General features: G+C 72.9%; 11 protein-coding genes and 1 riboswitch. Of the genes, 3 read left to right on the forward strand and 8 right to left on the reverse strand.

Annotated features, from left to right (window positions below; all coding sequences use genetic code 11):
- Positions 1–2: 2 nt before the first annotated feature.
- Positions 3–182: a hypothetical protein gene (locus VLJ82_RS16270; protein ID WP_408664415.1), complete on the reverse strand. Its 180-nt coding sequence runs from the start codon at positions 180–182 to the stop codon at positions 3–5.
- 68 nt (positions 183–250) lie between these two features.
- Here VLJ82_RS16270 and VLJ82_RS16275 point away from each other — a divergent pair, with 68 nt between their 5' ends.
- Positions 251–4,015, forward strand: coding sequence for an ABC transporter ATP-binding protein (locus VLJ82_RS16275; protein WP_408664416.1), 3,765 nt, complete (start codon positions 251–253; stop codon positions 4,013–4,015).
- 51 nt (positions 4,016–4,066) lie between these two features.
- Here the strand turns inward: VLJ82_RS16275 and VLJ82_RS16280 are convergent, their stop codons facing one another.
- Complete coding sequence (locus VLJ82_RS16280) at positions 4,067–5,047, reverse strand: cation diffusion facilitator family transporter (protein ID WP_408664417.1); 981 nt, start codon at positions 5,045–5,047, stop codon at positions 4,067–4,069.
- Positions 5,048–5,112: 65 nt separating this feature from the next.
- Positions 5,113–6,549 (reverse strand): GuaB1 family IMP dehydrogenase-related protein, encoded by a 1,437-nt coding sequence (locus VLJ82_RS16285; protein ID WP_408664418.1) that lies wholly within the window; start codon positions 6,547–6,549, stop codon positions 5,113–5,115.
- An 89-nt stretch (positions 6,550–6,638) separates the two neighbouring features.
- Between VLJ82_RS16285 and VLJ82_RS16290 the strand changes: the two genes are divergently transcribed.
- Both VLJ82_RS16290 and VLJ82_RS16295 read left to right on the forward strand, forming a co-directional pair.
- On the forward strand, positions 6,639–7,109 hold the full coding sequence (locus VLJ82_RS16290) for a hypothetical protein (RefSeq protein WP_408664419.1): 471 nt from the start codon (positions 6,639–6,641) through the stop codon (positions 7,107–7,109).
- Between the two features lie 264 nt (positions 7,110–7,373).
- Positions 7,374–7,649 (forward strand): DUF5999 family protein, encoded by a 276-nt coding sequence (locus tag VLJ82_RS16295; protein WP_408664420.1) that lies wholly within the window; start codon positions 7,374–7,376, stop codon positions 7,647–7,649.
- An 83-nt stretch (positions 7,650–7,732) separates the two neighbouring features.
- Here the strand turns inward: VLJ82_RS16295 and gcvP are convergent, their stop codons facing one another.
- From gcvP to odhI, 5 genes are all read right to left on the reverse strand, one after another.
- Positions 7,733–10,648 carry an aminomethyl-transferring glycine dehydrogenase gene (gcvP, locus tag VLJ82_RS16300; protein WP_408664421.1) on the reverse strand — a complete coding sequence of 972 codons (2,916 nt, stop codon included), beginning with the start codon at positions 10,646–10,648 and terminating at the stop codon, positions 7,733–7,735.
- A gap of 87 nt (positions 10,649–10,735) precedes the next feature.
- Positions 10,736–10,844: riboswitch (glycine riboswitch) on the reverse strand.
- 39 nt (positions 10,845–10,883) lie between these two features.
- Entirely contained in the window at positions 10,884–11,531 is a 648-nt protein-coding gene (locus VLJ82_RS16305; protein WP_408664422.1) for a MerR family transcriptional regulator, read from the reverse strand.
- 133 nt (positions 11,532–11,664) lie between these two features.
- Positions 11,665–12,162 (reverse strand): bifunctional nuclease family protein, encoded by a 498-nt coding sequence (locus tag VLJ82_RS16310; RefSeq protein ID WP_408664444.1) that lies wholly within the window; start codon positions 12,160–12,162, stop codon positions 11,665–11,667.
- Between the two features lie 70 nt (positions 12,163–12,232).
- Positions 12,233–12,970 carry a MerR family transcriptional regulator gene (locus VLJ82_RS16315; RefSeq protein WP_408664423.1) on the reverse strand — a complete coding sequence of 246 codons (738 nt, stop codon included), beginning with the start codon at positions 12,968–12,970 and terminating at the stop codon, positions 12,233–12,235.
- Entirely contained in the window at positions 12,967–13,491 is a 525-nt protein-coding gene (odhI, locus tag VLJ82_RS16320; RefSeq protein WP_408664424.1) for an oxoglutarate dehydrogenase inhibitor Odhl, read from the reverse strand. The genes VLJ82_RS16315 and odhI overlap by 4 nt, the downstream gene beginning before the upstream one ends.
- Positions 13,492–13,577 lie beyond the last annotated feature (86 nt).

Genomic DNA, 13,577 nt, shown 5'->3' on the forward strand with positions numbered 1-13,577 from the left:
GTTCAGGCGGGCTCGGCCGGCTGGTAGCCGGCGCAGCGCAGCACCGGCAGCCGCGGGTAGCGCGGGTAGGCCGGATCGACGCTGGCCAGCTGGCAGCGCAGGTACACCGGCCCGCGCCGGGTCTGGTTGAGCCGGGCGTGCCGGCATCCGGCGCACAGCCCGGCGCTGGAGGGACCGGTCATGGGCCGAGGGTAACCGGCCGTCGGGTTGAAGGTTCGCCTGGCTAACAACGGCCGAATAGGATGATTCGGTGCCCCCGACTCCAGCCAGCTCCCCGTCCTGGCTGCGCCGGCTGATCGGCTACTGCCTGCGGCACCGGGGCGACCTGTTCGGCTCGTTCGGCGCGGCGCTGGGCGGCGCGCTGGTCTCGGTGTCGGTGCCGCTGGTGATCAAGCACGTCGTCGACATCGTCAGCCAGCCCGGACAGTCCCGGCCGTCGGTGGCGCCCTGGGTGTGGCTGCTGGTGCTGGCGGCGGTGTTGCAGTACGGGCTGACCTTCGCCCGCCGGTTCTGCGCCGGCCGGCTGTCGCTGGACGTGCAGTACGACCTGCGCGCCGATGTCTTCTCCTCCCTGCAACGCCTGGACGGCGCGGCGCAGGACGCCCTGCAGACCGGCCAGGTGGTCAGCCGGTCGATCAGCGACGTCGGCCTGGTGCAGGGATTGCTGTCCTTCCTGCCGATCCTGAGCGGCAACGCGCTGCTGTTCGTGATCTCGCTGGTCGCCATGGTGGTGCTCTCGCCGCTGCTCACCCTGGTGGTGCTGGCGGTCGTCCCGGCGCTCTGGTTCGTCGCCAAGCTGTCCAGCCGTGACCTGTTCCCGGCCAACTGGTCGGCCCAGCTGCAGGCCGGCGAGCTGGTCGGCCAGGTGGAGGCCGCGGTCACCGGCGTCCGGGTGGTCAAGGGTTTCGGCCAGGAGCACCGCGAGGTGGAGCAGCTCAGCCGGCAGGCCCGCACGCTGTTCGCCGAGCGGCTGCGGGTGGTCCGGCTGCAGGCCAAGTACGCCTCGTCGCTGACCGCGATCCCGGCGCTGGGCCAGGTCGGGGTGCTGCTGGTCGGCGGCTGGCTGGCCCTGCACGGCCGGATCACCCTGGGCACCTTCCTGGCGTTCTCCACCTACCTCGGCCAGCTGGTCGGGCCGGTGCGCGCCGTCACCGCGATGCTGACCATCGGCCAGCAGGCCCGGGCCGGCGTGGAACGGGTGCTGGAGGTGATCGACTCCTCGCCCGAGGTGCTCGACCCGGCCGACCCGCAACAGCTGCCGGACGGCCCGCTGGGGCTGGCCTTCGACGGCGTCCAGTTCGGCTACACCCGCTCCGACCCGGTGCTCGCCGGGCTGGACCTGACCGTCCGGCCCGGCGAGACGGTGGCCATCGTCGGCGGCGCGGGCTCGGGCAAGTCCACCCTGGCGATGCTGGTGCCGCGCTTCTACGACGTGCACGCCGGATCGCTGAGCGTCGGCGGCGTGGACGTCCGGCAGCTCCGGCTGGCCGACCTGCGCTCGGCGATCGGCATGGTCTTCGAGGACAGCTTCCTGTTCTCCGACACGATCGCGGCCAACATCGCCTACGGCCGCCCGGACGCCGACTTCGACCGGATCGTCGCCGCGGCGAGCGCCGCCGAGGCGGCCGACTTCATCGCCGAGCTGCCGCAGGGCTACGACACCGTGGTGGGCGAACGCGGCCTGACCCTGTCCGGCGGCCAGCGGCAGCGGATCGCGCTGGCCCGGGCGCTGCTGGCCGACCCCCGGATCATGCTGCTGGACGACGCGACCAGCGCGGTCGACCCGCGGGTGGAGGCCGAGATCCTGGCCACCCTGCGGCAGCTGATCCAGGGCCGTACCACGGTGCTGATCGCGCACCGCCGCTCCACCCTGGCACTGGCCGACCGGATCGCGGTGCTCGACGCCGGCCGGGTGGTCGACGTCGGCACCTTCGCCGAGCTGATGGAGCGCTGCCCGCTGTTCCGGCTGCTGCTGGCCGGCCCCGGCGAGGACGCCGAGGGGATCGACGCCGGCGAGCTGTCCAGCGCCGCCCCGGTCTCCTCCGAGGTGGTGGACGGGGTCAGCACCGCGCTGTGGCAGCCCGTCGCGGCCGAGCCCGGCGCCGCCCCCGCCTCGCTCCGGCGGGTCACCGAGGCCAGTGGCCGGATGATGGGCGGCCGGGGCCTGTTCGAGGCGGTGCCGCCGTCGGAGGACCTGCTGGCCAAGGTGGCCGCGCTGCCCCCGGCAACCGACGTGCCCGAGGTGGACGAGGCGGCCGTCCGGGCGCCGGAACCGCACTTCAGCCTGCGCGGGCTACTGGCGCCGGTGCGGCTGGCGTTCGCGCTCGGCATCGGCCTGGTGGGCCTGGACGCAGTGCTGCAGCTGCTGCTGCCCTCGCTGATCAGGACCGCCGTGGACCGCGGCGTCCTCGAACACCGGGCAACGGTGCTGTACACCGTCTCGGCGGTCGCGGTCGGGCTGCTGGCGCTGGACTGGCTGGTCAGCGCGGCCGGCACCCGGCTGACCGGGCGCACCGGCGAGCGGCTGCTCTACACGCTGCGGGTCAAGGCGTTCGCGCACCTGCAACGGCTCAGCCTGGACTACTACGAGCGCGAGCTGGGCGGCCGGATCATGACCCGGATGACCACCGACGTCGACGCGCTGTCGAACTTCCTGCAGACCAGCCTGGCCTCGGCGCTGATCAGCGTGCTCACCCTGGTCGGGGTGCTGGTGGCGCTGCTGCTGCTCGACGCGCAGCTGGCCCTGGTGCTGGTCGCCGCGCTGCCGATCCTGCTGGCGGCCACCCTGGTGTTCCGCCGGCTGTCGGTGCCCGCCTACGTCGAGGCCCGGGAGCGGGTCAGCACGGTCAACGCCCAGTTCCAGGAGAACGTGGCCGGCGTCCGGGTGGCGCAGGTGTTCCGGCGCGAGCAGCGCAACGCCCAGGTCTTCCTGGGCGCCGCCCGGGACTACCGCGACTCCCGGCTGCGCGCCCAGATCTACATCTCGACCTACTTCCCGTTCGTGCAGCTCCTCGCCGACCTCTCCGGTGCCGCGGTGCTCGCCTTCGGCGCGCACCGGCTGGCGCACGGCAGCCTGTCGGCCGGCTCGCTGATCGCCTTCTTCCTCTACCTGGACGCCTTCTTCGGGCCGGTCCAGCAGCTGTCCCAGGTCTTCGACGGCTACCAGCAGGCCTCGGTGGGGCTGTCCCGGCTGAAGGAGCTGCTGGGCACCCCGACCGGTACGCCGGAGCCGGCCGAGCCGCGGCCGGTGCCGGCGCTGCGCGGTGAGATCACCCTGACCGGCGTGGAGTTCCACTACCCCGGCACCACCCGGCCGGCGGTCAGCGGCATCGAGCTGCGCATTCCGGCCGGCCAGTCGGTGGCGCTGGTCGGGCAGACCGGCGCCGGCAAGTCCACCCTGGTCAAGCTGATCGCCCGGTTCTACGACCCGACTGCCGGCACCGTCGCGGTGGACGGTGCGGACCTGCGCGAGCTGGACCTGGGCGGCTACCGGCAGCGGCTGGGCATCGTGCCGCAGGAGGCCTATCTGTCCCCCGGCACGGTGCGCGACGCCATCGCCTACGGCCGGCCCGACGCCACCGACGCCGAGGTGGAGCGGGCCGCCCGGGCGGTCGGCGCGCACCAGATGGTGGCCGCCCTGAGCGGCGGCTACCTGCACCAGGTGGGCGAACGGGGCCGCAACCTGTCCGCCGGCCAGCGGCAGCTGATCGCGCTGGCCCGGGCCGAGCTGGTCGACCCCGACATCCTGCTGCTGGACGAGGCCACCGCCGCGCTGGACCTGGCCAGCGAGGCGCAGGTCACCGAGGCGACCCAGCGGCTGAGCCGGCACCGCACCACGGTGACGGTGGCGCACCGGCTGACCACCGCGGCCCGGGCCGACCGGATCGTGGTGCTGGCCGACGGCCGCATCGTCGAGGACGGCAGCCACCAGCAGCTGCTGGCCGACGGCGGCAGCTACGCCGAGCTGTGGCGTACCTACCTGGCGGGCGAGCCGATCGAGCGCGAGGCGGTGTAGCCCCGTCCGGGCTGCCGGGCGGGCTGTCCGGATGGGCCTGCCCGGGTGGGTTCAGCGATCGGCGGGATCGCCGACGTAACCCGGGCCGTGCGCGTCCCGGGCGCAGTCGTCGGCCACCAGCGGCCGGTCGGCGTGCTGGTGGTCGGCCTGCAGGGTGGCGTGCCGGATCCGGTGCAGGTCGGCCAGCACCCGCCGCACCCCGTGCGCCACCTCGTGGCAGTCGTGGCTGGCCTCGATCACCAGGTGCGCCGACAGCGCCGGCTCGCCGGCGCCCAGGTCCCACACGTGCAGGTCGTGCACCTCGCGCACGCCGGCCACCGCGGCCATCGAGCGGCCGATCCGGGCCGGGTCGGTGCCGCTGGGCGCGGCCTCCAGGAACACCCGGCCGGCCGAGCGCACCAGCCCGGTGCCGCTGCGCACCATCAGCGCGGCGACCACCAGCGAGGCCACCGCGTCGGCCCTGGTCCAGCCGGTCAGCAGGATCACCGCGCCGGCCACGGCGGTGGCCACGAATGCCCACAGGTCGGTGACCAGGTGGGCCAGCGCACCCCGCACGTTCAGGCTGCTCTGGTTGGCCCGGGCGGCCAGCAGCACCGCCACCAGGTTCACCCCGATGCCGACCAGGGCCACCACCAGCACCGCCGCCCCGGGGACGTCCGGCGGGTCGAACAGCCGCCGCACCGCCGCCACGGCGAACCAGACGGCCAGCAGCAGCAGGGTGATGCCGTTGGCCTGGGCGGACACCGCGTCGATCCGGGTGAAGCCGTAGGTGTAGGCACCCCGGGCCGGCCGGCGGGCCAGCCCGGCGGCGACCACCGCGACCGCCAGGGCGGCGGCGTCGGTGAGCAGGTGGCCGGCGTCGGTGAGCAGCGCCAGCGACCCGACCGCCAATCCCACGGCGACCTCGGCGACCAGGAAGGCCACAATTACCACCAGGGCGGCCGACAGCCACCGGCGGTCGGCGTCCGGGCCGCCGCCGCCGTGCAGGTGCGGGCGGTGTGAATGCCCGGCCGGCTCGGCGCGTGTAGTCATGAGCCCCAGCATGGTTCGGCGGGTTTTCCCCGTCAATCACGGGGGTGCCCCGCGCGGGACCTGCGTTACCAGCCGGACTGCACCGGGCGCCCCTCGGCGTAGCCGGCGCTGCTCTGGATGCCCACCACGGCGCGGTCGGTGAACTCGGCGATGGTGCGGGCGCCGGCGTAGGTGAAGGCCGACCGGACGCCGGCGATGATCGAGTCGATCAGGTCCTCCACGCCCGGCCGGGCCGGGTCCAGGTAGCTCCGCCCGGTGGAGATGCCCTCCTCGAACAGCGCCTTGCGGGCCCGCTCGAAGGGCGACTCCGACGCCGTCCGGGAGGCCACCGCCCGGGCCGAGGCCATTCCGAAGCTGTCCTTGTAGGCCCGGCCGTCGGCGGCCACCTTCAGGTCGCCCGGCGACTCGTAGGTGCCGGCGAACCAGGAGCCGATCATCACCGCCGAGGCGCCGGCGGCCAGCGCCAGCGCGACGTCGCGCGGGTGCCGCACCCCGCCGTCGGCCCAGACGTGCCGGCCCAGCCGCCGGGCCGCCCCGGCGCATTCCAGGACGGCCGAGAACTGCGGGCGGCCGACCCCGGTCATCATCCGGGTGGTGCACATCGCGCCGGGCCCGACGCCCACCTTGACGATGTCGGCGCCGGCCTCGATCAGGTCCACGGTGCCGCCCGCCGACACCACGTTGCCGGCCGCGATCGGCACCCCGGGCGAGATCGAGCGGACCGCGGCCAGCGCCTCGAGCATCCGGTGCTGGTGGCCGTGCGCGGTGTCGAGCACCAGCAGGTCGATGCCGGTGGCCAGCAGCCGCTCGGCCTTGGCCCGGACGTCGCCGTTGACCCCCATCGCCGCCGCCACCCGCAGCCGGCCGGCGGCGTCGGTGGCGGGCTCGTACAGGGTCGCGCGCAACGCCGAGGTGCGGGTCAGCACGCCGACCAGCAGGCCGTCGTCGTCGACCACCGGCGCCAGCCTGCGGTGCTGGTCGGCCAGCTTGTCGAACGCCTCGCGGGCGCTGATCTTGGCGGGCAGCTTCTGCAACCGGCTCGACATCACCTGCGACAGCTGGGCGAACTGGTCGGCACCGGCGCAGTCGCGCTCGGTGACCACGCCGACCGGACGGCCGTCTTCGACCACCACCACGGCCCCGTGCCCCCGCTTGGGCATCAGTGCCCGCGCGTCGGAGACGGTGTTGGTCGGCGCCAGGGTCAGCGCCGTCTCGTGCACCAGGTCGCGCTGCTTGACCCAGCTGACCACCTCGGCGACCACGTCGACCGGGATGTCCTGGGGCAGCACCGTCAGCCCGCCCCGGCGGGCCACCGTCTCGGCCATCCGCCGGCCGGCCACCGCCGTCATGTTGGCGACCACCAGGGGGATGGTGGCACCGCTGCCGTCGCTGGTGGCCAGGTCCACGTCGAAGCGGGACGCCACGTCGGAGGACCGCGGGACCATGAAGACGTCTTCGTAGGTCAGGTCGTGTGCCGGCATCAGGCCGTTGAGAAACTCCACGTTCTGAAGAGTCTACCGGCCGGAGCCGGCCCGCCCGGCCGATCCGCGACTGGTCGGAGGCACCCCGGGCTGCCTCGTACTCTGGACGGGTGGGCATTGCGGTCTTCGACATCGACGGCGTGGTGGCCGACGTCCGGCACCGGCTGCACCTGCTGGAACGCCGGCCCAAGGACTGGCCGGCGTTCTTCGCCGCGGCGGCCCGGGACACCAGCCTGGCCGAGGGCATCGACCGGGTGCGTGCCGCGGCGACCGAGCACGAGATCGTCTGGCTGACCGGCCGGCCGCGGTCGCTGGAGGAGGTCACCCGACGCTGGCTGGACCAGCGCGAACTGCCCGGCACCGAGCTGATCATGCGGGGCCGGCGGGACTTCCGGCCGGCGCCGGTGCTCAAGCTGGCCGAATTGACCCGATTGCGCCCTCGGCAGGTGGAACTGTTCGTCGACGACGACGCCAAGGTGATCGCCGCGGCGGCCGGCGTGGGCTTTCCGGCGGTGCTGGCCGACTGGATGGAGTCCTCGCCGGCGCTGTCCGAGGCGCAGGACCAGGCGGGACGGACCTGACCCGACGTGTACGTAGACACGCCCTCGAGCCTCTGTAGAGACAAGGTTCTCCGATCGCGACTTGAGAAAACCTAGAGGCTGTCGGTCTTGACTTTCCGATCTGGGCGGTGTTTGTTCGATGTTAAGATTGCAATTTGGCTACGACTGCACGGCAACGCACGAATCAGCCTGTAATCGCTACCGGAAAACGCCGAACATTGATGTGCGCCACACCACAATCTGATAGATACGTATGTAGACACTCACCAGGCTAGGAAGCAGCTAATGAGCCACCTCGATAACCTGCCGGCGCCCGACCAGGCCGCGCCGCGCAACCCGGTCGCCCGGGGGACCTGTATACACGAACCGCGCTGTCCCGACGCCCACGGCGCCGACCGGGACGCAGCGCACGTCATCGCCTGCCACCCGGAGCAGGGCTGGAGCCTGCTCTGCAATGGCGTCGTGCTGTTCGAGGACTCCGGCGAGATCCTGCCGGACGGCCACTGCGTCCAGGCCCGGCGGGCGGAACTGACCGCCGCCGCGCTGCACCGGGTGGCCTGAGCCGCCCGAGCTGTAACCAGCTCTAGAACCGACCGTGGGCGCCAGCGTTGCTGGCGCCCACGACCCTTGCCCAGCCGCCCGCCTCAGGCGTAGTCGGCCACTGGCGGGCAGGAACACATCAGATTGCGGTCACCGTAGGCGCCGTCGATCCGCCGTACCGGCGCCCAGTACTTCGCCGCCGGGTCGACACCGGCCGGGTAGACCGCCTCGGCCCGGCTGTACGGGTGCTCCCAGTCCTCCACCAGGCAGCGCGCGGTGTGCGGGGCGTTGCGCAACGGATTGTCCTGGGCGGGCCAGGCGCCACTGCGCACCTGCTCGATCTCGGCCCGGATCGCGATCATCGCCTCAATGAACCGGTCGATCTCGCGCAGGTCCTCGCTCTCGGTCGGCTCCACCATCAGGGTGCCGGCCACCGGGAAGGACATGGTCGGCGCGTGGAAGCCGTAGTCGATCAGCCGCTTGGCGACGTCGTCGACCGTCACGCCGGTCTCCTTGGTGATCTGGCGCAGGTCCAGGATGCACTCGTGGGCGACCAGGCCGCGCGCGCCGGTGTAGAGCACCGGGTAGTGCTCGTTGAGCCGGGCCGCGATGTAGTTGGCCGACAGGATCGCCGTGGCGGTGGCCGCGGTCAGGCCGTCCGGGCCCATCAGCCGCAGGTAGGCCCAGGTGATCGGCAGGATGGAGGCCGACCCCCACGGCGCCGCCGCGATCGCGCCCGGACCGGTCTCGGGCCCGGCCAGCGGCTGCAGCGGGTGGTTGGGCAGGAACGGCGCCAGGTGCTCGCGGACCGCGACCGGGCCGACGCCCGGCCCGCCGCCGCCGTGCGGGATGCAGAAGGTCTTGTGCAGGTTCAGGTGCGAGACGTCGGCGCCGAACTTGCCGGGCCGGGCCAGCCCGACCATCGCGTTGAGGTTCGCGCCGTCGACGTAGACCTGGCCGCCGGCGGCGTGCACCAGCTCGCAGACCTCGCCGATGTGGTCCTCAAACACCCCGTGGGTGGACGGGTAGGTGACCATGATGGCGGCCAGCCGGTCGGCGTACTGGGAGACCTTGGCCTTCAGGTCGTCCAGATCCACCTCGCCCTCGGTGCCGCTGGTGGCGACCACCACCACCTTCATGCCGGCCAGCACCGCCGAGGCCGCGTTGGTGCCGTGCGCGCTGGCCGGGATCAGGCAGATGTCGCGGCCGGTCTCGCCCCGGCTGCGGTGGTAGGAGGAGATCGCCAGCAGGCCCGCGAACTCGCCCTGGGCGCCGGCGTTGGGCTGCAGCGACACCGCGTCGTAGCCGGTGATCTCGGTCAGCCAGCTCTCCAGGTCCGCGATCAGGGCGGCGTAGCCGTCGAACTGGCCCCGCGGCGCGAACGGGTGCAGGTTGGCAAAGCCCGGGTTGGTCACCGGCTCCATCTCGGTGGTGCCGTTCAGCTTCATGGTGCACGAGCCGAGCGGGATCATGCCGCGGTCCAGCGCGTAGTCCCGGTCGGCCAGCCGGCGCAGGTAGCGCAGCATGGCGGTCTCGGAGTGGTGGGAGTTGAACACCGGGTGGCTGAGGTAGTCCGACTCGCGCCGTAGCCCGCCGGGCAGCGCCACCGGGGCGGTGTCCGGCAGTTCGCCGGTCACCCCGAAGGCGGCCAGCACTTCCCTGAGCACCGAGTCGGTGGTGGCCTCGTCGCAGGCGATGCCGAGGTGGTCGGCGTCGACCAGCCGCAGGTTCACGCCGCGCTCGTCGGCGGCCGCCAGCACCTCGGCGGCCCGGCCCGGCACCCGGACGGTGACGGTGTCGAAGAACTCGCCGGTCAGCACCTCGACGCCGCCGGCCCGCAGCGCCGCGGCCAGCCGGGCGGCCTTGGCGTGCACGGTGGCCGCGATCGCCCGCAGCCCGGTCGGGCCGTGGTAGACGGCATACATCGAGGCCATCACCGCCAGCAGCACCTGGGCGGTGCAGATGTTGGAGGTGGCCTTCTCCCGCCGGATGTGCTGCTCCCGGGTCTGCAGGGCCAGCCGGTAGGCCGGCCGCCCCTCGGCGTCCACCGAGACGCCCACCAGCCGGCCGGGCAGCTGGCGCTCTAGGCCGGCCCGGATCGCCAGGTAGCCGGCATGCGGGCCGCCGAAGCCCAGCGGCACCCCGAACCGCTGCGAGGTGCCGACCGCCATGTCGGCTCCGAGCTCGCCGGGCGGGGTCAGCAGCGTCAGGGCCAGCAGGTCGGCCGCCACCGCGACCAGCGCGCCGGCGTCGTGTGCCGCGTCGATCACCGGACGCAGGTCGCGCACCCGGCCGGAAGCGCCCGGGTACTGCAGCAGGACGCCGAACACCGCTCCGTCGGCGAGCTCGGCCGGGGTGCCGTCGGACAGGTCGGCGACCAGCACCCGCAGGCCGAGCGCGGTGGCCCGGGTGCGGACCACGTCCACGGTCTGCGGCAGCGCCTCGGCGTCGACCAGGAAGGCGTCGGCGCCCTTCTTGGCCGCGGCCGAGGTGCGGTGCGCCAGCGCCATCGCCTCGGCGGCCGCGGTGGCCTCGTCCAGCAGCGACGCGCCGGCGGTCGGCAGGCCGGTCAGGTCCTCCACCATGGTCTGGAAGTTCAGCAGCGCCTCCAGCCGGCCCTGGCTGATCTCGGGCTGGTACGGGGTGTAGGCGGTGTACCAGGCCGGGTTCTCGAGCACGTTGCGCCGGATCACCGGCGGGGTGACGGTGTCGTAGTAGCCCAGCCCGATCATCGAGGCGCGCACAGTGTTGCGGGCGGCCAGCGCGCGCAGCTCCGCGGCCACCTCGGCCTCGGAGGCGGCTGGCGGCAGCGCCAGCTCCAGGGTGGTGCGGATGCTGGCCGGAATGGCCGCGGTGAGCAGCTCGTCGAGGTTGGCGAAACCCAGCGCCTTGAGCATCACAGCCTGGTCGGCGGGCTGGGTGACCCCGATGTGCCGGGCCGAGAACGGGGTCAGGGCGGGAACGGCGGCATTCTCCGCGGCGTTTCCAGTGGCAGCTTCGTTACCAGCAGCGTGGTCCATGCGGGCTCCAACTCCAGACAGGGCCGAGATAGCCCGGCACGAAACCGGACTACTCCCCCTCTGTCAGGCCGGCGCCCTTCAGAGCTACCTGCGCGCACGGTCCTGCAGCCTGAGAGGTTGGCGGGGAAGTTGCCCCTTCGGCGCCGTCCGGCATTTGCTAAGAACTGACCGGTACGGACTCTCCCGTGCGCGTTGCGGTACCAGCCAGATTACCAGCCTGGCGGTCCGGCGCTTCTCAAGCAGAGGCGGATCGGCGCTGCCGGCGGCGGGACAGCTCGTCGTCGGCCGGGGCCTCGACGCCCACCGTGCCGTCGGTGCGCTCGGACGGCAGCGTCGCCAGCGAGCCGGTCAGCTCGCGCAGCGCCCCGCTCACCGCGATGCCGAACACGCCCTGGCCGCCCTGCAGGAGGTCCACCACCTCTTCGGAGGAGGTGCACTCGTAGACGGTGGTGCCGTCCGAGAGCAGGGTGATCCGGGCCAGGTCGTCGACGCCGCGCTGGCGCAGGGCGTCCACCGCGAGCCGGATGTTCTGCAGCGAGACGCCGGTGTCGAGCAGCCGCTTGACCACCTTCAGGACCAGGATGTCCTTGAACGAGTAGAGCCGCTGGCTGCCGGAACCGGCCGCCGAACGGACCGAGGGCACCACCAGCTCGGTGCGGGCCCAGTAGTCGAGCTGGCGGTAGGTGATGCCGGCGGCGGCGCAGGCGGTCGGGCCGCGGTAGCCCACCGAGTCGTCGGAGCCGATGCCTGGCTGGGAGAACAGCTCACCCTGCTCCGGCGTATCGTCCTGCACGTCATTCTCCTGCCTGCTCTGACAAGCCCCAGCACCGCTGACGATGTCCTTCCCGCCTCCGATCCACCTCAGATCGGGCGCGGCACCCATCGAATTGCACCGTGGGTATTTACCGACGGTATGCCGCGCTGACTGCACCGGTCAATCCGCCTCGCCGGATCGCGCCGAAAAAGTAACCGTCGACCTCAGGTGCAGACTTGAGGCCGGGTCACCGGCTGGGCGCTCAAGGGGCTCCCGGATGCGGCTCGTCGCCGCCGGAACCGGCGAAGTCGTCGGCGGAGATGGTGTCCAGGAACTCCCGGAACCGCTCCACCTCGTCCTCGTCCTCCTCGGGGATGGAGATGCCGGCGGCCGCCAGCACGCTCTCGTCCCCCACGATCGGGGCCCCGGTGCGCAGCGCCAGCGCGATCGCGTCCGACGGGCGCGCGCTGACCGTGACGCCGCTGGCGAACTGCAGCTCGGCGTAGAAGACGTCGTCGCGCAACTCGGTGATCGACACCTGCTTCAGCTTGCCGCCGAGCGCCTCGATCACGCCCTTGAGCAGGTCATGGGTCATCGGGCGGGGGGTCTGGACGCCCTGCTGCTCGAAGGCGATGGCCGACGCCTCCACCGCGCCGATCCAGATCGGCAGGTAACGAACGCCGCCGGTTTCCTTGAGCAGCACCACCGGCTGATTGGCGGGCAGCTCGACCCGCACACCGACGACCTCGAGCGGATGCAGAGTCATCTGGAGACCTTCCTCTGCTGGACGAACGGGGACGGGACCCCTTTCAGCCTAGCCGGTTCCAGCCTCAGCCGACGATCTCTCGTAGCCCGATCTGCACCAGCGCGGCATGCAACCGCACCGACAGCGCCGCGAGCTCGCGCACCGCCTCCTCGGCCCGGGACCGGCCGTCCCCGCTGCGCTGCTTGACCATGGGCCCGGCCACCTGGCCGAACAGTCCCACCTCGCGGTCGGCGGCGGACTTGAAGCCGCGCAGGTGCCGGCCCTCGATGCCGAACCGGGCCATCTCGGCCACCACCCGGGCGATCGCCAGGGCGTCGTCGTCGTAGTACCCGCCGGGCCGCTGGCTGACCAGGCCGTACTGCTCCAGCTCCGACAGCTGGGCCGGACGCAGCCCCGCGGTGTTGAGCAGCTCCTCCCGGCTCAGCCGCATCGCCGCCGGGGTGGCACGGAAGTGGTCCGGGGTCGGGGTGTTGTCCACGATGGTGGGGTGGGCCGCTCGCGGCACCGCCGGGCCCGGCACCGGGCCGTGGCCGTGCCCGCGGTCGATGGCCTCCAGCTGCTCCTTGATCACCCGCAGCGGCAGGTAGTGGTCGCGCTGCTGGCTGAGCACGTACTTCAGCCGGGCGACGTCGGAGCCGGAGAACTTGCGGTAGCCGGACGGCGTCCGGTCCGGCTGCACCAGGCCCTGGTCCTCCAGGAAGCGGATCTTGGAGATGGTCACGTCCGGGAAGTCGGCGCGCAGCTGGGCCAGCACCTCGCCGATCGACAGGGTGCCGCGGGCCGGCAGGCCGGCGGCGCTCACGAGCCGGCCCCGGCACGACCCGGCGAGTTCAGGTACACCAGCCGGAACTTGCCGATCTGCACCTCGTCGCCGCCGGCCAGCGTCGCCGAGTCGATCCGTTCCCGGTTGACGTAGGTGCCGTTCAGGCTGCCCACGTCGTGCACGGCGAAGCCGGAACCGTCCCGGCGGAACTCCACGTGCCGGCGCGAGACGGTGACGTCGTCGAGGAAGATGTCGCTGTCCGGGTGCCGGCCGGCGGTGGTGACGTCCTGGTCGAGCAGGAACCGGCTGCCGGCGTTCGGGCCGCGCTTGACCACCAGCAGCGCCGAGCCCGGCGCCAGGGCGTCGATGGCGCGCTGGTGGGCCTCGGGTGAGAACTCGTCGCTGTCCTGGCCGGCGGTGACCAGTCCCGCGGACAGGATGGAGGTCGCGTCCGGGCCGCCGGGCCGCCCGCCCGGGTGGGCGCCGGGCAACGGCGTCCCGCACTGGGCGCAGTAGCGGCTGTCAGCGGAGTTCTCGGTGCCACACGCGGTGCAGAACACGCCGGGGACGCCCTTTCTCGTTGCCTGCCGGACCCACCGGCGACTCCCCCGACCCAGCCGTTCGGATCGCCGGTCGCCGTGTCACC

The sequence above is a fragment of the Jatrophihabitans sp. genome (assembly GCF_035474675.1).
In the GTDB taxonomy this organism is placed as follows: Bacteria; Actinomycetota; Actinomycetes; order Mycobacteriales; family Jatrophihabitantaceae; genus Jatrophihabitans_A.